This is a genomic window from Thalassobacillus pellis (genome assembly GCF_016908295.1).
Taxonomy (GTDB): Bacteria; Bacillota; Bacilli; order Bacillales; family Halobacillaceae; genus Thalassobacillus; species Thalassobacillus pellis.
In genome coordinates, this window is sequence record NZ_JAFBDO010000001.1 from 876128 (window position 1) to 899942 (window position 23815).

20 protein-coding genes are annotated in these 23815 nt (G+C 45.0%); 10 read left to right on the plus strand and 10 right to left on the minus strand.

What is annotated here, in order from left to right; genetic code table 11:
* Positions 1-9: 9 nt before the first annotated feature.
* From treP to pxpB, 7 genes are all read right to left on the minus strand, one after another.
* A complete protein-coding gene (gene treP / locus JOC33_RS04130) occupies positions 10-1419 on the minus strand; it encodes a PTS system trehalose-specific EIIBC component (RefSeq protein ID WP_205091134.1) in 1410 nt (469 codons plus the stop codon).
* A 20-nt stretch (positions 1420-1439) separates the two neighbouring features.
* On the minus strand, positions 1440-1934 hold the full coding sequence (locus JOC33_RS04135; protein ID WP_205091136.1) for a PTS sugar transporter subunit IIA: 495 nt from the start codon (positions 1932-1934) through the stop codon (positions 1440-1442).
* A 186-nt stretch (positions 1935-2120) separates the two neighbouring features.
* Positions 2121-2912 (minus strand): putative hydro-lyase, encoded by a 792-nt coding sequence (locus tag JOC33_RS04140; protein WP_205091138.1) that lies wholly within the window; start codon positions 2910-2912, stop codon positions 2121-2123.
* Positions 2913-2945: 33 nt separating this feature from the next.
* Positions 2946-4139 (minus strand): NRAMP family divalent metal transporter, encoded by a 1194-nt coding sequence (locus JOC33_RS04145; protein ID WP_205091139.1) that lies wholly within the window; start codon positions 4137-4139, stop codon positions 2946-2948.
* Positions 4140-4150: 11 nt separating this feature from the next.
* Positions 4151-4927 carry a LamB/YcsF family protein gene (locus JOC33_RS04150; RefSeq protein ID WP_205091140.1) on the minus strand — a complete coding sequence of 259 codons (777 nt, stop codon included), beginning with the start codon at positions 4925-4927 and terminating at the stop codon, positions 4151-4153.
* An 11-nt stretch (positions 4928-4938) separates the two neighbouring features.
* Positions 4939-5940, minus strand: a complete 1002-nt coding sequence (locus JOC33_RS04155) for a 5-oxoprolinase subunit C family protein (RefSeq protein WP_205091141.1) — start codon at positions 5938-5940, stop codon at positions 4939-4941.
* Complete coding sequence (gene pxpB / locus JOC33_RS04160; RefSeq protein ID WP_205091142.1) at positions 5937-6653, minus strand: 5-oxoprolinase subunit PxpB; 717 nt, start codon at positions 6651-6653, stop codon at positions 5937-5939. Before pxpB ends, JOC33_RS04155 begins: the two co-directional genes overlap by 4 nt.
* A 315-nt stretch (positions 6654-6968) precedes the next feature.
* Here pxpB and JOC33_RS04165 point away from each other — a divergent pair, with 315 nt between their 5' ends.
* The 9 genes from JOC33_RS04165 to JOC33_RS04205 all read left to right on the plus strand — a co-directional run bounded on the left by JOC33_RS04165 (position 6969) and on the right by JOC33_RS04205 (position 18711).
* Complete coding sequence (locus JOC33_RS04165) at positions 6969-8153, plus strand: MFS transporter (RefSeq protein ID WP_205091143.1); 1185 nt, start codon at positions 6969-6971, stop codon at positions 8151-8153.
* A gap of 138 nt (positions 8154-8291) precedes the next feature.
* Entirely contained in the window at positions 8292-9452 is a 1161-nt protein-coding gene (locus JOC33_RS04170) for a CapA family protein (protein ID WP_205091144.1), read from the plus strand.
* Positions 9453-9605: 153 nt separating this feature from the next.
* The gene (trhO, locus tag JOC33_RS04175) at positions 9606-10559 is read left to right on the plus strand and encodes an oxygen-dependent tRNA uridine(34) hydroxylase TrhO (protein ID WP_205091145.1); all 954 of its coding nucleotides are present in this window, start codon (positions 9606-9608) and stop codon (positions 10557-10559) included.
* A 164-nt stretch (positions 10560-10723) separates the two neighbouring features.
* The gene (locus JOC33_RS04180; protein ID WP_205091147.1) at positions 10724-11593 is read left to right on the plus strand and encodes an SDR family oxidoreductase; all 870 of its coding nucleotides are present in this window, start codon (positions 10724-10726) and stop codon (positions 11591-11593) included.
* A gap of 184 nt (positions 11594-11777) precedes the next feature.
* On the plus strand, positions 11778-15458 hold the full coding sequence (locus tag JOC33_RS04185) for a nitrate reductase subunit alpha (protein WP_205091149.1): 3681 nt from the start codon (positions 11778-11780) through the stop codon (positions 15456-15458).
* Complete coding sequence (gene narH, locus JOC33_RS04190; RefSeq protein WP_205091151.1) at positions 15448-16995, plus strand: nitrate reductase subunit beta; 1548 nt, start codon at positions 15448-15450, stop codon at positions 16993-16995. Before JOC33_RS04185 ends, narH begins: the two co-directional genes overlap by 11 nt.
* Positions 16982-17527 carry a nitrate reductase molybdenum cofactor assembly chaperone gene (narJ, locus tag JOC33_RS04195; RefSeq protein ID WP_239533965.1) on the plus strand — a complete coding sequence of 182 codons (546 nt, stop codon included), beginning with the start codon at positions 16982-16984 and terminating at the stop codon, positions 17525-17527. The genes narH and narJ overlap by 14 nt, the downstream gene beginning before the upstream one ends.
* Before the next feature lie 6 nt (positions 17528-17533).
* Entirely contained in the window at positions 17534-18244 is a 711-nt protein-coding gene (narI, locus tag JOC33_RS04200; RefSeq protein ID WP_205091153.1) for a respiratory nitrate reductase subunit gamma, read from the plus strand.
* A gap of 50 nt (positions 18245-18294) precedes the next feature.
* A complete protein-coding gene (locus JOC33_RS04205; RefSeq protein ID WP_205091155.1) occupies positions 18295-18711 on the plus strand; it encodes a hemerythrin domain-containing protein in 417 nt (138 codons plus the stop codon).
* 615 nt (positions 18712-19326) lie between these two features.
* Here the strand turns inward: JOC33_RS04205 and JOC33_RS04210 are convergent.
* The 3 genes from JOC33_RS04210 to JOC33_RS04220 are packed head-to-tail and all read right to left on the minus strand — an operon-like array spanning position 19327 to position 22231.
* Positions 19327-20160, minus strand: coding sequence for an ABC transporter ATP-binding protein (locus JOC33_RS04210; protein ID WP_205091157.1), 834 nt, complete (start codon positions 20158-20160; stop codon positions 19327-19329).
* A 14-nt stretch (positions 20161-20174) separates the two neighbouring features.
* On the minus strand, positions 20175-21230 hold the full coding sequence (locus tag JOC33_RS04215; protein WP_205091159.1) for a FecCD family ABC transporter permease: 1056 nt from the start codon (positions 21228-21230) through the stop codon (positions 20175-20177).
* Positions 21227-22231: a FecCD family ABC transporter permease gene (locus tag JOC33_RS04220; protein WP_205091161.1), complete on the minus strand. Its 1005-nt coding sequence runs from the start codon at positions 22229-22231 to the stop codon at positions 21227-21229. The genes JOC33_RS04215 and JOC33_RS04220 overlap by 4 nt, the downstream gene beginning before the upstream one ends.
* 200 nt (positions 22232-22431) lie before the next feature.
* Here JOC33_RS04220 and JOC33_RS04225 point away from each other — a divergent pair, with 200 nt between their 5' ends.
* The gene (locus JOC33_RS04225) at positions 22432-23415 is read left to right on the plus strand and encodes an ABC transporter substrate-binding protein (RefSeq protein ID WP_205091162.1); all 984 of its coding nucleotides are present in this window, start codon (positions 22432-22434) and stop codon (positions 23413-23415) included.
* Positions 23416-23815: the final 400 nt, after the last annotated feature.

A 23815-nucleotide genomic window follows, 5' to 3' on the forward strand; every position in this document is an offset into this window, starting at 1 on the left:
AGTTGTTCCTTAGCAATCCTTCGCCTTTTTTGCCCAGGCATATGTGACGATCAGGGGTACGATAATGACAATTGCCATTCCAATGAAGAAGTTGAACCAATCTCCATTACTGATAGATAGGAAGCCAGGTACACCGCCGATCCCAATGGAAGTTGCCGTTACTCCCGCCCAGGTTATATATGCACCAGCAATGGCTGAGGATGAGATTGCAATTACAAATGGATATTTAAATCTCAAGTTAACACCAAACAGCGCCGGCTCCGTAATACCCAGATAAGCGGAGAGCCCTGAAGTACCTCCAAGTCCCTTCAACTTCTCGTCTCTAGCTGCCAGAGCCATAGCAAATGCTGCTGAACCCTGGGCAATATTGGAAAGGGCAAGCATCGGCCACAAGAATGTGGTACCAGTATTACCGACAAGCTGAATATCGACAGCCAGGAACGTATGGTGCATCCCGGTAATGACCAGGACACCATAAAGGCCACCGTAGATCAAACCGCCAAGAACCGCAAATTGGTCAAATATGGATACTAACCCATCCGTCAAAAGATTACCGACATAAAACATTGCCGGGCCAATGAATAGGAATGTTAGAAAACCAGTGACAAGCAGTGTCGTAGGGGCAACGATCAAGAGCTGGAGAGAATCAGGTATTTTCTTCCGGAGCCAGACTTCCATTTTCGCCAGCACCCATGAAGCGATAAGAACTGGCAGCACCTGACCCTGATAACCAATTTTTTCAATTGTCAGCCCTAAAATATTCCATGTCGGAATATCACCGGCTTCTTTAGCACTTCCATAACTCCATGCATTCAATAAATCTGGATGAACAAGTACGAGTCCGAGAACGATACCAAATAATGGACTGCCGCCAAATTTCTTGACTGCTGACCAACCTAGCAAACCTGGTAAAAATACGAAAGCAGTATTAGCAATCAGGTTGATCATATTCGCAATACCTGCCCACTGCGGATAAACCTGAATCAACGATTGTTTGTCATAAAACACGCCTTCTCCGGCCAGGATATTGTTCAGACCCATCAAAAGACCAGCAGTAACAATCGCAGGCAGAATAGGAATGAATATATCTGCAAGCGTTTTGACAGCTTTTTGAAGCGGATTCATTTTTTCAGCTGAAGCAGCTTTAACGTCCTCTTTAGTTTGTTCACCGATACCTGCGAGACTGATAAATTCACCATATACTTTGTCAACGGTTCCTTGCCCGATGACAATCTGGAACTGTCCATTCGTTGAAAAGGAACCTTTTACAGCGTCAATATTATTCAACTTTTCCTGATCGACTTTACTTTCGTCATTCAGCGCTAGGCGTAAACGCGTCACGCAATGGGTGGCTGCATTGACGTTTTCCTTACCGCCAATGGCCTCCAGTATCTCCTGGGCCGATTTATTTAAATCCATTGTGTCTTCCCCCTGTAGAATTATTTGTCTTTAGGATTTATTTTCATAAACTCGGTTTCGCCTGCTGTTACACTGGCATTGTCATGATATTCCAATGAAAATTCGTTACTGTTGGTGATAATAACAGGCGTAATAGTGCTGGAGGCTTTCTCTTCAATCTTTTCAAGGTCAAAAGTCACCAATGTCTGCCCTGCTTTCACTTTATCTCCCTGCTTGACATGAGCTTCAAAGCCTTCCCCATTCATACCGACGGTTTCCAATCCAATGTGGACAAGAACTTCAACGCCCCCTTTGTTTTTCAAACCTACAGCATGCTTTGTAGGAAACAATTGAACAACTTCTCCATCGAAAGGCGCGACTGCTTTGCCCTCTGTTGGTTTGATGGCAAGACCTTCTCCCATCATTTTTTCTGAAAAAGTAGGATCCGGGACTTCTTCCAGTCCGACTACGCTTCCTGAAACAGGCGCCACTAAGGTTACATCTTTACTTTTATTTCCAAATAATTTATTTAGCATTAATAAAAACCTCCTATAATTAATTACTTCTAAATTTAACATGTATATACAAGCGACGAATTTATTATAATTTGTATATACATGTAATGCAAGCGTTACCAACTAATTTCTTAAAATAATTCCCCTTATCAATTTCTTTCCGCTGAGAGAGGTTGGAAAACACAATTTTTAATAAACAATTTTTCCTTAAAGGACGCTGTAATTCTCATTTTTCAGATCAGTGATGAACATGTGGCCTGGGGCATGAGTAAGCATCAGTTCTGGCTTCGACTTCATTGCAACAGCCTGAGGAGTCACACCGCAGGCCCAAAATACGGGTAGTTCTCCTTCTTTCACAGAAACACTATCTCCAAAATCAGGCTTCTCCAGGTTAGTGATTCCAATTGTTTCAGGGTTTCCAATGTGCACCGGCGCTCCATGAACGGAAGGAAACCTGCTGGTTACTTGTACTGCCCTTACGACCTTCTCTTCTCTGATTGGACGCATACTGACTACCATCGGTCCTTGGAACCTTCCAGCAGATACACAATCAATGTCAGTCCTATACATCGCTACGTTCTTCCCTTCTTCGATATGGCGAAGAGTAATATCATTTTCAAGTAATGCCTTCTCAAAGGTAAAACTGCAGCCTAACAAAAAGCCGACCATGTCCTCCTTCCAGTAGTCAATAATATCTTTCCGTTCATCGACTAACTCTCCATTACGAAAAACACGGTATTTAGGTACATCAGTCCTCAAATCCGCTTCGGGAGCTGCCATCCTTGGCACCGGTGAACCAGGTTCTGTTACATCTAGAACCGGGCAAGACTTTGGATTCCTCTGACAGAAAAGCAGAAACTCAAATGCCATTTCTTTTGGGAGAATGACCAGATTTCCTTGAATATATCCCTGGGACATGCCTGCAGTCGGTTCTGTCCAGCTTTGATTACGAATCATAAAACGAGATTCATAAGGCATGAGATTGACAGAATCAATCATAAACCTCCTCCTTTTCAACAGAAAAAGCATACATTAATCAAATAATCTAGGAATTCCTTCCACCATGGAAATGACGCCCATATAAGCCATTGCCAGGACAATAATCACACCGAATACGGTCATCCAGACAGGATGTTTATAATTGCCTACAATATTCACTTTATGTGCTGCGACCAGCATGACAGCAAGTGCAAGAGGGAGGATCAGTCCATTCAGGGAACCTACTAATATCAAAATACTTACAGGTTCTCCGACAGAAACAAATACCAAGGTGGAGATCGCTATAAAACCGACGATGAACCACTTCTGATAGGTTTCGATTGTCTTGCTGAAGGTCTTTATGAACGATACAGAAGTATAAGCAGCTCCCACAACAGAAGTTACTGCAGCCGACCACATGACAACACCGAAAATCTTATAACCGATATTACCGGCTGCCGACTGGAAGACAGAAGCAGGAGGATTGTCCGGATTTAGCTGTATACCTTGCGCAACTACTCCAAGGGCAGCCAGAAACAGGAAAATACGCATAATAGATGCAATTCCTATCGCCGAAATAGCACTACGATTGACATACCCAAGTGATTCCTTCCCTTTAACTCCGGCATCCAGAAGTCTGTGTCCACCTGCAAATGTAATGTAGCCGCCTACTGTACCACCGACCAGGGTAACGATCGCTAGAAAATCAATCGTATCAGGAGCAAACGATTTTACCACTGCTTCTCCTACCGGAGGCTGTGCAGTAAACATGACATAGACAGTGAGGCCGATCATGACAAATCCAAGAACTTGAGCGAACCGATCCATCACTTTTTTAGCTTCTCTGACGAGAAAAATCCCAATCGCCACAATGCCACTTAATAAAGCTCCCATTTTTGGCGACACGCCAAATAATACATTGGTTCCAAGACCAGCGCCGGCTATATTTCCGATATTAAATGCTAGTCCACCGGCAACAATTAAAGCCGAAAGCACAAATCCCAAGCCGGGAAGAAGTGTATTAGCAATATCCTGGGCTGGTTTTTCAGAAATAGCTATGATTCGCCAAATATTCAACTGAGCACCGATATCAATAATAATAGAAACTAAAATGACAAAACCGAAGCTTGCTGCCAGCTGTTCCGTGAAATGAGTTGTCTGTGTCAGGAATCCCGGCCCAATAGCGGAAGTAGCCATCAGGAAGGCGGCCCCTAGCAACAACTGCCGTCTTGACTGCTTGTCCTCCATGATGACCACTCCTATTCTGATTTTAAAAATTCTCCAATTCTCTTCTTTTCTATTCCAGCATCAGTTAATGCAGATGAAATGTAACTTGCAAATTCCAATGCATTTTCACCGTCGCCATGAATGCAGACTGTGTCAGCATCTATCTTGATGTCCTGTTGCTGGAGTGTTTTTACCTTTCCCTCCTTTGCCATCCGGATAACCTGAGAAACAGCCTCCTCATAGTCAGTAATTAATGCATCCGGCTGCTTTCTCGAGGTCAATGAGCCGTCCTTCTGATAGGTACGATCGGAAAACACCTCACTTGCGGTGCGAAGACCAGCTTTTTTCCCGGCCCTTACAAGTTCACTGCCTGCGAGTCCAAATAAGATCAATTCCGGATCGACTTTATACACCGCTTCGGCAATTGCTTCTGCCAGATCTTTCTGTTTTCCTGCCATATTGTATAGGGCTCCATGAGGTTTAACATGCTGCAGCTTTCCTCCTTCTGCTTTTACAAAAGCATTAAGGGCTCCGATTTGATAAACGACAAGATCATATGCATCCTGCGGATAAATATCAATATTCCTTCTTCCAAAGCCTTGCAAGTCAGGCAGTCCAGGATGAGCGCCTATTCCTACTCCTTTTTCAAGAGCCATCGTCACTGTCTTTCTCATGGTCGTCTGGTCTCCTGCATGATAGCCACAGGCTATATTAGCAGAAGTAATATAATCCAGGATTTCTTCATCTCTTCCCTTCACATAAGTGCCAAAGCTTTCTCCCATATCACAATTCACATCTATGACTGTCATGAACAAACCTCCTATTGAAATTTCAGGCGGATGCCTTGGATTAACTGATGTATTCTATATTCACGTTCCAGAAGCAGCATTTCCGCTTCCCGATGGGAAATTTCTACGAATTTCATTTTCTCCCCTGGCTTCATCTGGGCAATTACCGGCAGGTCGACTGTTGCTATCTGGGCAATTTTTGGATAGCCTCCTGTCGTCTGTCTATCCGCCAATAGAATAATGGGCTTTCCATTGGACGGCACCTGAACAGTGCCAAAGGATACCGGCTCTGAAAGCATGTCCTCACTTTTTTCTACATGCAGAGCTGGCCCTTCCAGACGATACCCCATCCGATCGGATTTGCTGTCAATTTGAAAATCTTCTTGAAAAAATGCTGCCTTACTTTCCTGATTGAACAAGTCAAACTGGCGCCCAGGCATTACCCGGACCGGCTGTACCTCCTGGGAAACGAGAAGGAATTCAGAAGCGATATACCAGTCCATGGAAGCGAAGCTGCTATCTTCTGCCTCCTGGCGCAGTTCTTCCATTATTTTTTGAGATCTTTCGGAAGCTTCTCCGAAAACTAATTCATCTGCTTCCTTCACAGCCCTTCCGTGAAACCCGCCAATCCCGGCACGTAAATACGTTGACTTACTTTCCATAACCTCCGGCACATCAAAGCCTCCTGCTACAGCAAGATAGAGCCGGCAGCCTTGTTTGGCCTGGCCAAACCTTAATTCACTTCCTGGTTTGACGTAAACTGGACGCCACATTTCCACACTCTCCCCATCAATGACTGGTGATAAATCTCCACCACATAGGGAAATCAGCCCTTCTTCCTGAAATTCAAGTACCGGCCCTGATAAAGTAATTTCCAAGGCTGCAGAATTATCCTTATTTCCAACCAGCAGGTTGGCGATCCGATGAGCGAGGGGATCCATAGCACCGCTGGTGATTACCCCGTATTTTTGATATCCCCGCCTGCCAAGATCCTGAATACTTGTCAGGAGGCCAGGCTTCAATACCTTTATCATTTCTCTTCCTCCTTATAAGCATCGAATTCTTCCCGGGTGATTGGCTTGAAATTTATTTTATCCCCGGCTTGCAGCAAGGAGGGAATTTCATTTTCCGGTCTGAATAGCGCTTTTGGTGTCTGACCGATCAACTGCCATCCTCCAGGTGTTTCAATCGGATATACTCCTGTCTGTTTTCCGGCGATACCGACTGACCCTGCCGAAATCTGAAGTCTCGGTTCCTTTCTGCGCGGGGTAGCTATTTCTTCAGGCATCCCCCCGATGTAAGGAAAACCAGGAGCAAAACCAATCATGTAAACTAAATAATCTCCACCCACATGGAGATCGATGACTTTTTCTTCGCTGATATCGTTCGACTCGGCTACATATGCTAAATCGGGGCCGAATTCCCCGCCATAACAAACTGGAATTTCTACTGTTCTCGGTGCTTCTGAGTGACTGGGGGTGATCTTTTCCAGCTCCTTTTCCACATAGGCGCACACAATCTCATATGCGTACAGAGAAGAATCCCCCTCCTTTTCCATCACTTTCATCGGATCATAATGAATCGCTACACTAGCAAAAGCGGGCACATATTCGATGACCCAGTCCCAGTTCATTTTCTCTAAATGGGCCGAAACACTTTTCACCCGCTCATGTACCTTTAAATTGATATCTTCCCCAAGCTCAATTAAGACTCCCTGATCTCCTAACGGATATAAATGATAGTCCAAATTCCCGCCTCCCTCATCGTACAGCGTTGCTGTTTTTATCTTTTATTAAGCCGTAAAATTACTGTATTTTCAAATAATTTAATAGTGTATATGTTATACCACTAGCATTCTCATATTAAACGCGTCGCTCCCCTGCTCTTCCACTACCTTCTTTCCTGTATGTCCATCTGCAAGTGCGTTTCCCTTTCCACCCTGCCGGGAATGTGTTATATATTTATAATGACAAAATTATTTAGTGTATCGAAATAAATTCATCGAAAGAAGTGGTTCATTATCGTTGACCAAGCACAACTTGCGAAACGAAACTTATTTATCATGTGGTTTGCCAACTTTTTCATAGCTGGCAGCATCACTATGGTTCTGCCTTTTTTATCTTTATATATTGAAACACTTGGTACTTTTTCTGATTCCTATGTGCAGCAATGGTCGGGCTGGGTGTTCGGAATCACATTTGTGACTGCCTTCATTTTTGCACCTTTATGGGGAAAGATTGGTGACAGATACGGAAGAAAAAAGATCTTGATCATGTCCGCCCTTGGGCTGGGATTTTCCGTGTTTCTTATGAGCTTTGTCACCTCTGTCCTGCAATTATTTCTGCTTCGCTTATTTATGGGGGTTTTCACTGGTTTCATACCGATGTCCCAGGCTCTGATTGCAACACAGACACCGAAAAATATTGCCGGAAGGACGCTGGGAACCCTTCAGACAGGGAGTATTACCGGGACACTGATGGGGCCATTACTTGGCGGTCTCCTGGCAGACTCGATCGGTTATGCCACTACCTTCCAGTGGACATCTATTGCCGTTGGAGTTTCTGCGGTGATTGTTTTGTTTGGAATCAAAGAATTCAAAGTGAAGGATAAAGAGGAAAGTAAATCAAGCTATTCCAGCAAGGAAGTCATTCGTCATATTATCCAGCATCCCTTGTTATTGATGGTGATGATCGTCTCCTTGTTTGTCCAGATCGCTCACTTCAGTATCCAGCCCATCCTTTCCCTTTATGTCGGCGAGCTGCATGGTCCCGAAAATCTTGCTTTTTTTTCAGGAATAGCATTTTCCGCTGCCGGTCTTGGAAACCTGCTGATGGCGAGACGCTGGGGACGCCTTGCTGATCGGATCGGATACGTAAAAATCCTGATCATCCTCCTTTTGATGGCAGGTATCGTATACTTTCCTGGTGCGTTTGTGACCAACGTCTGGCAATTAGTCGTGCTTCGCTTTTTACTTGGAGTATCAATTGGAGGGATCATTCCTGTACGCTCGGCTTATATACGTCAGGAAGCACCGATTTCCATGCAAGGAGAAGTACTCGGATATAATACCAGCATTCGCTTCTTAGGAAATATAATTGGCCCTGCGCTAGGTGGAATGCTGGCTGGGAATTTCGGTTTTTCCTCCGTTTTTTATGTAACCAGCACGCTTCTCGTCTCTTGTGGTATTATGATGTTTCTTGCCATGCATCGACACCCTGGGGCAGTCAAGCACGTACATTCCGTTTGAATAATGACAACAAACGTCAGCTTTCCTCCTTTTTCGAAGGAAAGCTGACGTTTTTCTTTTCAGGGAAGTAAATGAAGGTATTTTATACTATAATAAAAGGTAAATAGTCATAGACTTCTTTGAAAAGGGTGTCGATATATGCCTTCTAAACAAAAAACACTTTGCTTTATCTTTCTATTATTCTTGTCAGCATGTATGGGGCAGGAAGAAAGCACTCGAAAAGGTGCTGACCATGCCTCTTCCGACCGTAAAGTTACAGAAAAGGAAACACCTCCGCCAAAAAGCATAACAATAGCTGCTGTCGGTGACCTGCTGATTCACCGTCCAGTGTTTGAGGATGCCAAGACATCTTCCGGCTACAACTTCACTCCAATATTCACCCCAGTCAAAAAGTACCTTAAGGAAACTACTCTCACTGTCGCCAACCAGGAGACAATGATCGGCGGCAAGGAATTGGGATTATCAAGCTACCCAACCTTCAATAGCCCGTATGAGGTAGGCGACGCATTAAAAAATATTGGGGTGGATGTCGTTTCCATAGCCAACAACCATACCCTTGACCAAGGTGAACAAGGGATTAAGAACGCCATCAGCCACTGGAAAGCCATTTCTATGGTTTACACCGGAGCTTACCTGAATGAGCAGGACCAGAAAAACATCAGAGTTGTCCAGACGGAAGCAGGAATCGATGTCGCTTTTCTCAGTTATACTTATGGCACCAATGGCATCCCTGTTCCCGACGGAAAAGCCTATTTGGTCAATCTAATTGACAAAGCAGCCATAGAGGCTGATATCAAAAAGGCTGAGAAGCTATCCGATGCGATTGTCGTCAACGTTCATTTCGGTGATGAATATGAGCGATACCCGAATCAATCTCAAAAACAAACTGCTCAAATGATGGCTGACGCTGGGGCTGATGTCATTCTTGGCCATCACCCTCATGTGCTGCAGCCGATCGAAAGGCTTGAGGGTAAAAACGGAAACGATGCTCTTGTCATTTACTCACTGGGAAATTTCCTATCTGCCCAGGAAAACATCTACAGGAGGATTGGCGGCATTTTACAATTGGAGATGGAAAAAGCACCGAAGCAGGACAAACGTGAAATCATCATCAAGAATCCTGTCTTCATTCCAACTGTTGTAGATTATGAACTGAATGCCAATAACATTGCAGGTCGTGACTTCAGGGTGCTGCCGATGAGCAAAGCGGATGAATCGGTCATGCCTGATGTGAAAAGCATTCATAACGATATTCGTAAGCATATGTCCCAGTGGCTGCCAGAGCTGACTTTCAAATAAGTGCCCTCTCCCTCCTGTTTTTTCCAAACAGTCGATGACAGTTGAAATTCTGGGCAAAAGTGGATATGATGTATTGTGGTTTAGAAAACTCATACTTTCTTAATGTATAAAAAATGTTATCACACTTGCAATGTGAAACAGGAGGAATAAATAATGACAACAAAAGATTACCGCGTATTATTGTATTATAAATACGTAGATTTGCCGGAGTTTGAGGAATTCGCTGAACAGCACCTTGCCTACTGTAAAGAAATGGGGCTGAAAGGCAGGATTATCGTCGCACCTGAAGGTATCAACGGAACTGTCTCTGGAACAATTGAACAGACAGATGAGTATATGGCTCATTTACGAGCAGACAAACGTTTTGCAGACATGACATTTAAAATAGATGAAGTGGAACGTCACGCATTCAGGAAAATGCATGTCCGCCCCAAACCCGAATTAGTCAATTGGAGTATCGAGGATGATGATGTCGATCCGAAAACCTTTACCGGCAAGCATTTGAAGCCTAAAGAGTTTTATGAAATGCTCCAGGATGATGACACCATCGTCATCGACGGACGCAATGAATACGAATACCGGATCGGGCATTTCCGTAATGCGATAAAACCCGCTGTGAACACTTCCCGAGAATTCCCGGAATGGATAGAAAAAAATGCAGATCAGTGGAAAGACAAAAAAGTACTGACTTATTGCACGGGCGGAATCCGTTGCGAGAAGCTGACTGGCATCCTCAAGAAGAATGGGGTGGAAGATGTCTATCAATTAGAAGGCGGTATCACCACTTATAGTAAAGATCCGGAAACAAAAGGACGCTATTTTGATGGTAAAATGTATGTTTTCGATGAACGCATTGCCGTCCCAGTCAATCAAACAGAAGAAGATACCGTAATTGCTGAATGTGAACATTGTGGTAAAAAAGAAGATCGTATGATCAATTGCAGCAATCCGCTCTGCAACAGGCAATATGTATGTTGTGAAGAATGTGAAATTGAAAAACACGCTGCATGTACGGACGAGTGTCGTGAGCATCCAGAAAACCGCTGGGATGTTGAAAAAAGAAAACAAATCGATAAATATGAGCGTGCCCAATCACGCCAAGCATAACAACTCAGGTAAAGCCTGCAGAGAAGACAACTGTTTTCTCTGCAGGCTTTTTTTGTACCTATCACACGAATTCACAACTTTCCTCAAAGCCAAAACAAGGTTTATATCCTTCCTATATGTGGTAAATGACCACTATTCATCAAACATTTAGGAGGTAAGCCTACATGAAACCAACAGACCGTCAAACTGAAGGACAACCACCCCAGCAGCAGGAACGGCAGCCTGGTGTAAGAGGCGAAATGGATCCTCTTCCAATTTTGGAGGATGATGATTATAAAGGTAGTGATAAGCTGAAAGGGAAAGTCGCTATGATTACAGGCGGCGACAGCGGCATCGGCCGTGCGGTTGCTATCGGTTATGCCAAAGAAGGTGCTGACCTTGCCATTGTTTATTTGGAAGAGCATGGGGATGCCAAAGAAACGAAACAACGTGTGGAACAAGAAGGTGTCCGTTGCCTGTTGATTTCCGGGGATGCAGGGGAAGAAGACGTGGCGAAGGATGCCATCCAACAGACGATTGATGAATTCGGGAAACTGAATATACTTGTCAATAACGTAGCTGAGCAGCATCCTCAGGATGGTATTGAGGATATTTCAAAAGAACAATTGGAAAGGACATTCAAGACTAACTTCTATTCCTATTTCCACTTTACAAAAGCGGCTGTCCCTCATTTGAGCAAAGGCGACGCCATCATTAATACAACATCGATCAATGCCTACCGCGGAAATAAAACGTTGATCGATTACACAGCCACTAAAGGTGCTATCGTTGGATTCACCCGTTCCATGGCACAAGTACTCGTAGACAAGGGGATCCGTGTGAACATGGTAGCCCCCGGCCCGATCTGGACACCTTTGATCCCTTCATCCTTTTCCGAGGACAAGGTGGAAGAGTTCGGTACCAATACACCGATGGATCGTCCAGGTCAGCCGGTAGAGCATGTTGGAAGCTATGTCCTGCTGGCATCGGATGATTCCTCATATATGACTGGCCAATGTATCCACATAAACGGCGGCCAATGGATGAGCAGTTAAACACCACGAACCAGACAGCCCAAAGAAAATTTTTCTTTGGGCTGATTTATGTATTCATATTTGTGAATAATTGGTTAAATTTTCAGTAAATTGCGTTTAAAAACAGGATAATTTTGTTAACATAGAGATAACAAGGTTTTGAAATACATGTTTTACCATCATAAAAATGTAAGGAGATGGAAAAATGCCCAGAAAAACTCCACCATTTTTACAAAAGTTGAAGTACTTAGGTAAGACACAGCCAGAAACCGACCACAGCGAAATGTCTCCAAAATCACGGACTAATACAGAAAACTACTATCGAAGTCGCTGGCAGCATGATAAGGTAGTCCGCTCCACCCACGGGGTCAACTGTACTGGCTCCTGCAGCTGGAAAATTCATGTGAAAGACGGAATCATCACCTGGGAAACACAGCAGACAGATTACCCAACCACCGGTCCCGATATGCCGGAATATGAGCCCCGCGGATGTCCCAGAGGAGCAAGCTTTTCCTGGTATACATACAGTCCCCATCGCGTTCGCTACCCTTATATCAGAAGTTCCCTTTTAAAAATATGGAGAGAAGCCGTAGAAAGGCATAAAGATCCAGTTAATGCCTGGGCCTCTATCGCCGATAACAAGGAGCTATCCACTCAATATAAACAAGCACGCGGAAAAGGCGGTTTCGTCCGAGCAGAATGGGAGGAAATCGAAACACTTATTTGCGCCCAGCTTATATATACCATCCAGCAATATGGTCCGGATCGTATTTTTGGTTTCTCTCCGATTCCAGCGATGTCGATGGTCAGTTATGCAGGCGGCGGCCGTTTCCTTAACCTGATCGGCGGCGTATTGCTCAGCTTCTACGACTGGTACGCAGACCTTCCGCCAGCGTCTCCGCAAATTTGGGGTGAGCAAACAGACGTACCGGAAAGTGCTGACTGGTACAACTCCAGCTATCTGCTTGTCTGGGGGTCAAACCTCCCTCAAACAAGAACACCAGACTCCCACTTCATGGTCGAAGCCCGCTACAAAGGTACCAAAGTAGTAGCCGTAAGCCCTGACTACGCGGAGTTTGTTAAATTCGCAGATGATTGGCTGCCTGTCCAGGCTGGAATGGACAGTGCACTCGCCATGGCAATGACCCATGTTATCCTCCAGGAATTCTACATAGACCGTCATGTGCCTTATTTCGACAACTACGCAAAAACCTACACAGACCTTCCCTATTTACTGACATTAAAACAGACAAAACACGGCTTAAAAGCTGACCGTTTCCTTCGTGCCAGTGACCTGTCTCTAGCTACTGATAAGGCTGAATGGAAAACGATCATATATGATGAAAAAACAGGAGACTTTGGTGTTCCTAATGGTTCTATCGGCCACCGCTGGGACGGAAATAAAGACTGGAACCTGCTTAAAGCGGACAAAGTCAACAAAGTGGAAACCCTCTCCCCTGCTTTATCCATAGAAGGACATGAAGACACAATAGAAGAAATTTGCGTTGCAGCCTTTGAACAGGATGACAACCGCGTATTCAAAAGCCCGATCCCTGTCAAAAAGGTGGAAACGAAGGATGGCCCCACCCTTGTCACAACCGTATTTGACCTGATGTGTGCCCAAAGCGGTGTCAAAAGAAATTTAGCCGGAGAGACCTTTGGAGGGTACGAAGAAGACCGGCCGTACACACCAAAATGGCAGGAGAAATACACCAATGTCAGCTCAAAACTGGTAGCACAGATAGCACGGGAGTTCGCTCAGAATGCCATTGATAGTAAAGGACGCTCCATGATCATCATGGGTTCCGGCATAAATCACTGGTACCATTCCGACACGATTTACCGGGCGGTATTGAACCTTGTTCTGTTGACTGGTTCTCAGGGTGTGAATGGCGGTGGATGGGCGCACTATGTCGGCCAGGAAAAGGTCAGGCCGCTTGAAGGGTGGCAGACCATTGCTATGGCCCGGGACTGGGGTGGACCTCCACGTCTCCAGAACGGTACATCATTTTTCTATTTTGCAACAGAACAATGGAAATACGAAGAACAGAAAACCCGGGATCTTGCATCCCCGCTCATCGAAAAACCGAAATACCAGAACCTTGCCGATTACAATGTGCTGGCTGCACGTCTTGGCTGGCTGCCGTCCTATCCGCAATTCAACAGGAATTCAACTACCATGTATGACGAATCGAAATCACCGGAAGCGAACATCGATGATTTAGTTAATTCTATCAATGAAAAGAAAATGAACTTTGCTATTGAATCACCTAATGACCCTGTTAATTTTCCAAAAACGATGTTTGTCTGGCGGGCTAATTTAATTGGCAGCTCCGCGAAAGGCCATGAATATTTTCTTAAGCATTTACTCGGCACTCATGGTCATAATCTCAGTGAAGAAAACGACGATCTGGAAACTACCGAAATCAACTTGGACATTCCATCGGCGACAGGAAAATTAGACTTGCTCATTAACCTTGATTTCCGGATGTCCGGGACGGGACTATATTCTGATATTGTCCTTCCGGCAGCGACATGGTACGAAAAATATGACTTAAGTTCAACGGATATGCACCCTTTTGTCCACCCTTTCAACCCGGCGATTACACCACCTTGGGAAAGCCGGTCGGATTGGGATATTTTCAAGAAACTAGCCAAACGCTTCTCTACCATGGCAAAAACTTACTTGCCGGAAACTGTGAAAGACACCGTGTCTACTCCGTTACTTCATGATTCTACAGATGAAATTGCTCAGCCTTATGGCCAGGTAAATGACTGGAAAACAGATGGTACGAAACCAGTACCAGGTATGAATTTCCCTAAGGTCACGGTAGTAGAGCGGGAATACCATAAAGTCTTTGACAAATTCATATCCCTCGGGCCGAAAATCAAGGATTCCATCGGTGCCAAAGGAATGGCATGGGATGCAAAAGAGGAATACGAAAAACTTTTCGATATGCTTGGACCTTCAAAAAAATCCGAATATTATCAGAGCTGCCCGAGTCTTTACAACGATATTGATGCAGCGGAAGCCATTTTGACACTATCCAGTACTACAAATGGGTCCCTTGCCATGAAGGCTTGGAAAACACTTGAAGCAAAATCAGGCCAGAAGCTGAAGGACCTGGCTGAAGAACGAGCAGAGGAGCATATTTCATTCGCGGAAATCACTGCCCAGCCGCAAAAAGTGATTTCATCCCCGGTTTTCAGTGGGACAGAAACCGGTAACCGTCGCTATTCCCCGTTCACGACCAATGTGGAGCGAATGATTCCATGGCGGACGCTGACCGGACGACAGCACTTTTACCTGGATCATGAAACCATGCTTGAATTTGGTGAAGAACTCCCTACTTTCAAACCGCCATTGAAAAAAGCATCTTTTTACACAAATGATAATCAGCCAGCTGGAAATGAGAAAGAAATTACGCTTCGATACTTGACACCACATTACAAGTGGTCCTTCCATAGTACTTATGCAGACACCCTGCCGATGCTGACTTTATTCCGGGGCGGTCCGCATGTATGGCTCAATAACCTGGATGCCGATGAAGTAGGAATCAAAGACAACGATTGGCTGGAAATGTACAACCGTAATGGTGTCGTCGTAGCACGCGCTGTTACGAGTCACCGTATGCCTAGAGGTGTTGTGTTTATGTACCATGTCCAGGACCGGCTGATCAATGTGCCGGGATCGAAAATCACGAAAGACCGTGGCGGGACTTTTAACAGTCCGACAAGAATTCATATCAAACCTACACAAATGATCGGTGGTTACGCTCAGTTAAGTTACGGATTCAATTACTATGGCCCAACCGGAAACCAGCGTGATGAACAAGTACAAATCCGGAGAATGGACCGAAGCGAGGTGGATTGGCTTGAAGATTAAAGCACAGTTCGGAATGGTGATGAATTTGGATAAATGCATCGGCTGCCACACGTGCAGTGTGACGTGCAACAATACTTGGACAAACAGGCCGGGTGCAGAATACATGTGGTGGAATAACGTAGAAACAAAGCCTGGGATAGGTTATCCAAAAGAATGGGAGAATCAGGAGAAAAACAAAGGCGGCTGGGAAATGCGCAATGGCAAGCTTTCCTTGAAGGCTGGCGGAAAAGCCAATAAACTTCTGAATTTATTTTATAACCCGAACATGCTTGATATAGATGAATATTATGAACCTTGGACCTACGATTATGAGAATCTGGTCCACAGCCCGGAGAAGAAACATCAGCCGGTAGCCCGCCCTATGTCCCAACTGACTGGCGAATATATGGATATCCTGTGGGGTCCGAACTGGGAAGACGACTTGGCCGGTGTCCACGAAACCGGTAAAAGAGACCCTAACATGCAGGGCGTCGATGAGAAAGTTAAATTCGAGTTTGAACAGGCCTTCATGATGTATCTTCCTAGGATATGCGAACACTGCGTCAATCCGTCATGTGTCTCCTCCTGCCCATCAGGTGCGATGTACAAGCGCGAAGAGGACGGGATCGTACTCGTCGACCAGGATGCCTGCAGAAGCTGGCGGTTCTGCATGTCCGGCTGTCCTTACAAAAAAGTCTATTTCAATTGGCATACAAAGAAAGCGGAAAAATGCACTTTCTGCTTCCCTCGTATTGAGAACGGCGACCCTACGATCTGTTCCGAAACATGTGTCGGCAGAATCCGCTATATTGGAATTGTGCTGTACGATGCAGATCGTGTCGAGGAGGCTGCTTCCGTACCGAATGATCAGGATCTCTATCAGGCACAACTTGATCTGATTCTTGACCCGAACGATCCTGAAGTGATCGCCCAGGCTAAAAAAGATGGCATCCCAGAAGACTGGATTGAATCAGCACAAGAGTCTCCTGTCTATAAGCTGGCTTGTGAACAAAAAATCGCCCTGCCGCTCCACCCGGAATATCGGACCCTTCCGATGGTATGGTATATTCCACCACTTAGTCCGATCGTTGACGCATTTAATGGTCATTTTAACGACCTGGATCCAAATGTGGTCTTTCCTGCAATTGACCAATTCCGGATTCCGATCGAATATTTGGCGAATCTGATGACAGCAGGTGACACAAAGCTCGTTTCCCATGTGCTGAAGAAGCTTGTGGCCATGCGGACGTACATGCGCTCGGTGGACCTTGGTAAGGAGCCGGATACCACCTTAATTGATGAGGTAGGCATCTCTGAACAAATGGCCCGGGACATGTATGAATTATCAGCCATCGCGAAATACGGTGACCGATACGTCATTCCTAAGGCCCACCGTGAACAGGCAGAAGACATGTTCTCTCATCAGGGAAATGCCGGTTTTGATTTTATGGAAGGTTGTGAATCCTGTGCCCTGAACGGGGAATGGAAAGATCCATACGAATTCGGAGATTCTTACTGGGATGATGTCTCTGGAGGTGCGAAGGATGGAAGACAATAGAAATATACTTAAACTGTGCTCTATCTTCCTTCGCTATCCGGAGGAAGAATGGTACCAGCAGGAAGAAACATACCAATTCATCAAAAGCCTGAAAGACAGTCCGCCTAGAAAGAATCTTGAATATTTTTGGAATTACGTGACAGCAGTCTCATGGCTGGAGTACTGTCAAAATTATGTGAAGCAATTCGACTTCAGCAGAGAGCATTCCCTCTACCTTACTTATGGCGTATTTGGAGACAAACGGGAACGTGGCCTCGGGTTTGTAAAATTGAAACTAGAATTCGCTAAGGCAGGCTATTTCATTAAAGATGATGAGCTTCCTGATTACTTTCCCCTGATTCTGGAATTTCTCTCAGAAGCAGAGGATGAATTCATCCAAAAACTATACTATATCCATAAAAAGGCGATCGATCAGTTATATGCAGAGCTGAAAAATCAACGTTCCCCTTATGCGTATGTAGTCGCAGCAGCTTTAGAAACCTTGGACACCATCGTTGCAAGCCGTGAAGCCAAAACGATAGGAAAGGGATGAAGCTAGTTGACACCAATTGATTTTCTATTATGGGTTGCCTACCCGTATATTACACTTACAATTTTTATTGTCGGACATATCTACCGGTATAACCATGACCAATTCGGCTGGTCTGCACAATCCAGCCAGTTTTTAAAATCAGATCCTCTCTTGAAATGGGGAAGCATTCTGTTCCACTATGCCGTAATCTTCGTGTTTTTCGGTCACATCGGAGGTATTGTCGTACCCCAATCCTTCTATCCAATGATAGGCGTGACAGAAGAAATGTACCACTTTGGCGCAGTGTGGTTCGGAGGACTTGCTGGTGCCGCTATGGTTATCGGCGGTGCATTGCTAACCGCCCGCCGGCTGAAAAACAAACGTGTCAACAGAAACAGCTCCCGAAAAGACCTATTCGTGCTTTTACTCCTGGGTGTCGTTACGGTCGTCGGTTTCACCAATACAGCCTGGTATACAGCGACAGGCGGGGAATTTGATTATCGTGACACAATCGGCCCCTGGTTCCGTGGTATTTTAAGTTTCCGGCCGATGCCGGAGATGCTTGCTACTGCTCCTTGGGGCTTCCAGGCCCATGTTCTCGCTGCATTCACTTTGTTTGCTGTCTGGCCATTCACACGTCTTGTTCACGTATGGAGCCTGCCGCTTGAATATATCAAGCGCAGATACATTATTTACCGCCGGGGGCGTACCAATCCGGAAAGATCCAAGAGAGCGTGATAACGACGCGGTATTCATCTAAAAGACTTTCAAAAAAGGAATGATTATTGATGTCCGGACCTGCATTACGACAATTGAATGCCCACCGCTCCATTCATGAAGCGGCTTACGGGCAGGTAAAAGATATGACTGATGTTTTAAAACGTTTATACCAAGAGGGCAGGAATGAAGAAGGAAAGCAGGCGGAGGAAATCCTGATCGAACATTGGCGTGATCATATCATTTCCCATGCTGATTCGGAAGAGGAAGGTTTGTATCAGGACTTCAAAAAAAAATACCCGGAAATGAGTGAAACTATTGCGCAATTGACCAGAGATCACGACCTCCTCAGGAAAATCCTAGCGCAAATCGAAGCGGACCTAGAAAAGGAAGATAAAACGAAAGACCGTCTGGCTATGTATGATAGCCTGCTAATTGTCAACTGGCATCATAGCCGTGATGAAGAGCGCTATTTGTTAGGAGAGTAATAAATTTAAACTAGCTCAAAGCCTCATAATCAAAGGTAAACCCGAACAATTTGTGTACAAGTTGTTCGGGTATTTTGTTGTTGAAAATTCCTTTCTAATCTAGAAGAGCTTTTAAAGGTTGTTATATTTTTCGTTTTAATCTTTTGATTTTTGCCCCATGTTTATAACATCCCATCTAAAAAGTAGAGTTTACACTTTTCGACATCAAAATAGTGAAACATCGAGTCCATCACTATTGCTCTCATTGTAGAAGAAAATCATTCTTTTTCGATTTACCTCTGTTGATTCCACGATGAGCGTTCAGTGGTGACGCCTGCGGGAACAGCGCGAGCCGAAGGTCCACTTGGTCAAGGGATCTTCTTGACCAAGAAGGCTTGAGGACATGTCCGCGGCAAGCATCCACCGCTATGCGATTCACGAGAATCAACCGAATTGAAGCATAGACACGGATATGAGGTCGCCCCAACTTCGGGTTTTGAAAGCATGTGCATCCAAGCCGTGATGGCGATTTTTACAGCTAATGTGAAACGAATCGTTAAACTAATGAAGAATAGAAGGCACAAACCCCCTTGAAATTAGAAAAAAGCTTCTGCAACAGCAGAAGCTTGGTGTATATTAAGATGATATTTGACGTTGTTGTTCCTGGGCTACTTGCTTAACGATACAGCGCCCTTTGCCGTGGGGTATGCACATCGGCGTTCCGAATAAAGGATCTTCCCGGACATCACATGTCATTTCAAATACATCCTGTACCATCTGGCAAGTGACAATTTCTTCCGGTCTTCCTTGGGCATACACCTTTTTATCCTTCAGTGCAACGATATGATCCGCATATCTGCAGGCCAGATTGATATCATGCAGCACCATGACTACCGTGCGGCCATGTTCCTGGTTTAAATCAAACAATAGATCAAGGATTTCGATCTGGTGTGTCATATCCAGGTAGGTTGTGGGCTCATCCAACAGCAGGGTGTCTGTGTTCTGAGCCAATGTCATCGCAATCCATGCACGCTGCCGCTGTCCGCCAGATAAGGAATCGACAGAGCGGTCCTTCAATTCCATCAGGTTTGTCGCTTCCAATGCATGAACTACCGCTTCCTCATCCTGTTTTGACCACTGCCTGGCCCAGCTCTGATACGGGTAACGTCCCTGTTTTACCAGCTGCAGTACTGTCAATCCATCCGGAGTCACAGGGGTCTGCGGTAAAATGGCCATTTTCTTGGCGACTTCCTTCGTCCGCATTTTTGCAATATCCTTATTATCCAGCACGATTGTACCTGTTTTCGGCTTTAGCAGACGTGCCAAAGAACGAAGCAGAGTCGATTTACCGCACCCATTGCCACCAATAAGGACGGTGACTTCTCCTTTAGGAATAGTAATGTCCAGTGAATCAATGATGAGCTCTTCCCCATAGCCTAACGACAAATCATTAGCAATCAGCGTTTTCATATCATTCTCTCCTTTTAAGAGCGCTTGCTTCTATACAGTAAAAAGATGAAATACGGTGCGCCTATCGTTGCGGTGAATACACCTGCCGGAACTTCGAGCGGCGAGAACATCGTCCGCCCGATCAAATCAGCCCCCAGTACAAGTATGGCTCCAATCAGGGCTGAAACTGGTATCAATGCTCCATAAGAGGAACCCGCCAGACGTCTTGCGATATGCGGTGCCATTAGACCGACGAAGCCGATTCCGCCAGCGAAGGCTACTGCCACTCCGGTCATTGCGGTACACAAGGTTAGGAATATCAACCGGTCTCGCTGGAGATGAGCCCCTATCCCTGCTGCGGTTTCCTCCCCTAATTCCTGAGCATTGATTCTTCTTGCTACCAGTAATGAAAAAAATAGTAATACAAGAATTATAGGTATTAAGATTTTAACTTCAAGCCAATTAGCGCCATACACGCTTCCAGTCAGCCATATATTAGCCTGGGAAGCCCGGAAAATCGGTCCCATGATCATAAACATGGTAGTAAGCGCCTGTGCCAGTGCCGATATACCGATACCTATCAAAATCAAAGTCATCGGTGCTATTCCATTTTTATAGGCAAGTACATATACCATGAAACCTACTGCCAATGCTCCGAGAAAAGAAGCAAATGGCATCCACTGGATACTTACCGTAAGGGCATTGTCTTTATTACTGAACATAGCCAGAAATGCCACTACTGCTACCCCAGCTCCCCCAGTTATTCCGATGATATCCGGGGAGGCAAGTGGATTTCGAATCATACCTTGCAGAATTGCCCCACTAACCGCAAGCCCTATTCCTACAAAGATGGCAGTCAGAATCCGCGGCATCCGGAAGGAATTTACGATAAGAGCATGCATTTCCGTCCCCTCTCCTATGAATAGCTTAAGCACATCAACCGGGTGGACAAAAATTTCTCCCAAAGCAGCTGAAAACAAAAACAATATTAGTAGACCGATCAGCAGTAAACTGAATATGATGATCGATTTTGGATCGTAAATAAAGGAGAACCAATCTTTTTTTGTACGGAATACGCGATATCTGCTCATGTGCTTTTCAATCCTTTGCGGGCAATGTAGATAAAGAATGGCGTTCCGATGATTGCAGTCATGACACCGACCGGAACTTCTTCCGGCATGATGACATATCTTGCACTTATATCTGCAACCAGTAGTAATGCAGCACCTAAAATGCCTGCATATGGAATCACCCAGCGATGATCCTGCCCTACAATCGATCTTGCAAAATGAGGAACCACGATTCCAATAAAGCCGATTGGACCAGCGACGGCCACCGCTCCCCCGGCTAATAAAATAATAAGGATACCTGCCACCGCCTTAATCCATCCGGTACTCTGCCCAAGTCCCTGTGCGATATCCTCACCCATAATCAAAATGTTGATGTGGCGGGAAATGATCAGCGCACCGATCCAGGCAATAACCAGATATGGCAATACAGGCGTAAGGTTTTCCAGATCCCTTCCCTGAACGGATCCAGCCAGCCAGAATAACACTTCATCAAGAGCCTTTTCATTTAAAACCAGCAGGCCCTGTGTAAATGATGAAAACAAGGCAGCAATAGCTGCTCCTGCCAGGGTCAGCCGGATCGGGGTCAGCCCCTGCCTTCCAACTGCACCCACGATATAGACAATCAACGCTGCGACAGCAGCTCCTGCGAAGGAAATCCAGGTCATACCCTGCAAGGAAATCGCTTGAATATAGGAAACCGCCAAAACAACAAATAATGCTGCTCCAGCATTTATTCCGAATATCCCTGGTGATGCCAATGGGTTTCTCGTCAAAGCCTGCATTAATACGCCGGCTATCGCCAACGAGGCTCCGACACACCCGGCAATCAATGATCTTGGAAGTCTTACATCTCTAATGATGATATGTTTGTTGGTATGATCAAAGTGAAAGAAAGCCTGGTAAACTTCCGTCATTGCTACATCCGTATAACCCAAGACGACACTCGCCCCCATACATAAGATGAGCAACAGGAGTCCCCCAATGATTCCGGCTCCTTTCGCCTTGGCAGTCCTCAAAACCATAATAGTTATCCTCTCAAACGAAAACTAGAAATTTTCCCTACAATATTAGTCTATTTGTCCCTCTTCCCGCTGTCAATGATTTTGAGAATCATTTTCAATTCTGTAACAAAATCTTTGCAAAATCAGTTGACGAAGGCATCTTTTTTTTATAAGCTACTAATTGTGAATGATAATCATAATCAATTAGGGGAGAGTAGCATATGATAAAAAAATACTTACCAACTTTCTTATTACTGCTAGCTGTTTCATTGGTCCTGGGGGCTTGTGGCGGTACTTCTAATAAGGATGCTTCTGAGGACAAAGAAAGTGAAAGTAACCAGAGCTCGGAAGGTTTTGAACCATACACCGTTAAGCACGCCATGGGTGAAACGACTATCAAAGAAAAGCCTGAACGTGTCGTCATTTTGACCAATGAAGGCACAGAGGCATTGCTTGCCATGGGAGTAAAGCCAGTCGGTGCGGTAAAATCCTGGACAGGTGACCCATGGTATGACCACATTAAAGGCCAAATGGAAGGCGTTGAAGTAGTAGGTGACGAATCCAACGTTAATATTGAAAAAATTCTTTCATTGAAGCCTGACCTCATCATCGGTAATAAAATGCGCCAGGAAGATATCTATGAAAAACTGAGTAAAATAGCCCCGACAGTATTCTCCGAAACACTGCGCGGGGAATGGCAAACAAACTTTATGACATATGCCAAGGCTTTAAACATGGAGGATAAAGGTAAACAATTGATCGACGAATACAATCAGCGTTTAAGTGAGTTTGCTGAAAAAGCAGGTGACAAACTGAACCAGAAGGTTTCTGTCATCCGTTTCATGCCTGACCATGTGCGAATCTATCATAAAGACTCTTTCTCAGGCGTCATTCTTGAGCAGATTGGCTTTAAACGCCCGAAATCACAAAATAAAAATGATTTCATGGAAAAAGCCACCAAAGAACGGATACCTGCCATGGATGGAGACATCCTCTTCTATTTCACCTATGAAACTGGTGACGGGGCAGCTACCGAACTGGAAAAAGAATGGCTGAACGACCCATTGTTCCAAAACCTTGATGTTGTGAAAGAAGGAGACGTCCACGAAGTAAGTGATGCTATCTGGAACACAGCAGGTGGATATATCGCAGCGAATAAAATGGTCGATGATCTCGAGCGCATCATCCTGAACGAAAAAGAATAAATAAAGAAAAGTTTTTACCAGCCTCAGCTTGTGGAGTAACCTTTGGTTCTCCGCAAGCTTTTTTCTTGCCGCCAGGAACGAAGGACCCTTCCCTTTCCGCGGACGAGCGCCCGAGCTTCCTCGCTAAACCCACGATCGGCGATCTCGGCCCACTTGTTCTTCTGCAGGAGTGGGAGAGTCCTCGCTCCTTGGAAATTCCTTATGACGGAAAGAACTCTCCTTCATCTGGCTCACCTTTGCTAGATGAATCTTTTTCATGTTCTGGCAGGCAGTTTCCGTGCCTGACCAGCCCATCTTTTTTAAATCCAATACTTGCAGACCGTATCTTTTTTCTGAATTCCACGCAGTAAATGGACTTCTGGCATTTTGCTGTGCTTTTTATATTGGAACAAAAAACCAG

Excerpts from the sequence above, each read along its gene's own strand:
- treP (WP_205091134.1), bottom strand. The coding sequence starts at position 1,419 with ATGGATTTAAATAAATCGGCCCAGGAGATACTGGAGGCCATTGGCGGT.
- JOC33_RS04135 (WP_205091136.1), bottom strand. The coding sequence starts at position 1,934 with ATGCTAAATAAATTATTTGGAAATAAAAGTAAAGATGTAACCTTAGTG.
- JOC33_RS04140 (WP_205091138.1), bottom strand. The coding sequence starts at position 2,912 with ATGATTGATTCTGTCAATCTCATGCCTTATGAATCTCGTTTTATGATT.
- JOC33_RS04145 (WP_205091139.1), bottom strand. The coding sequence starts at position 4,139 with ATGGAGGACAAGCAGTCAAGACGGCAGTTGTTGCTAGGGGCCGCCTTC.
- JOC33_RS04150 (WP_205091140.1), bottom strand. The coding sequence starts at position 4,927 with ATGACAGTCATAGATGTGAATTGTGATATGGGAGAAAGCTTTGGCACT.
- JOC33_RS04155 (WP_205091141.1), bottom strand. The coding sequence starts at position 5,940 with ATGATAAAGGTATTGAAGCCTGGCCTCCTGACAAGTATTCAGGATCTT.
- JOC33_RS04165 (WP_205091143.1), top strand. The coding sequence starts at position 6,969 with ATGTGGTTTGCCAACTTTTTCATAGCTGGCAGCATCACTATGGTTCTG.
- JOC33_RS04170 (WP_205091144.1), top strand. The coding sequence starts at position 8,292 with ATGCCTTCTAAACAAAAAACACTTTGCTTTATCTTTCTATTATTCTTG.
- trhO (WP_205091145.1), top strand. The coding sequence starts at position 9,606 with ATGACAACAAAAGATTACCGCGTATTATTGTATTATAAATACGTAGAT.
- JOC33_RS04180 (WP_205091147.1), top strand. The coding sequence starts at position 10,724 with ATGAAACCAACAGACCGTCAAACTGAAGGACAACCACCCCAGCAGCAG.
- JOC33_RS04185 (WP_205091149.1), top strand. The coding sequence starts at position 11,778 with ATGCCCAGAAAAACTCCACCATTTTTACAAAAGTTGAAGTACTTAGGT.
- narJ (WP_239533965.1), top strand. The coding sequence starts at position 16,982 with ATGGAAGACAATAGAAATATACTTAAACTGTGCTCTATCTTCCTTCGC.
- JOC33_RS04205 (WP_205091155.1), top strand. The coding sequence starts at position 18,295 with ATGTCCGGACCTGCATTACGACAATTGAATGCCCACCGCTCCATTCAT.
- JOC33_RS04210 (WP_205091157.1), bottom strand. The coding sequence starts at position 20,160 with ATGAAAACGCTGATTGCTAATGATTTGTCGTTAGGCTATGGGGAAGAG.
- JOC33_RS04215 (WP_205091159.1), bottom strand. The coding sequence starts at position 21,230 with ATGAGCAGATATCGCGTATTCCGTACAAAAAAAGATTGGTTCTCCTTT.
- JOC33_RS04220 (WP_205091161.1), bottom strand. The coding sequence starts at position 22,231 with ATGGTTTTGAGGACTGCCAAGGCGAAAGGAGCCGGAATCATTGGGGGA.
- JOC33_RS04225 (WP_205091162.1), top strand. The coding sequence starts at position 22,432 with ATGATAAAAAAATACTTACCAACTTTCTTATTACTGCTAGCTGTTTCA.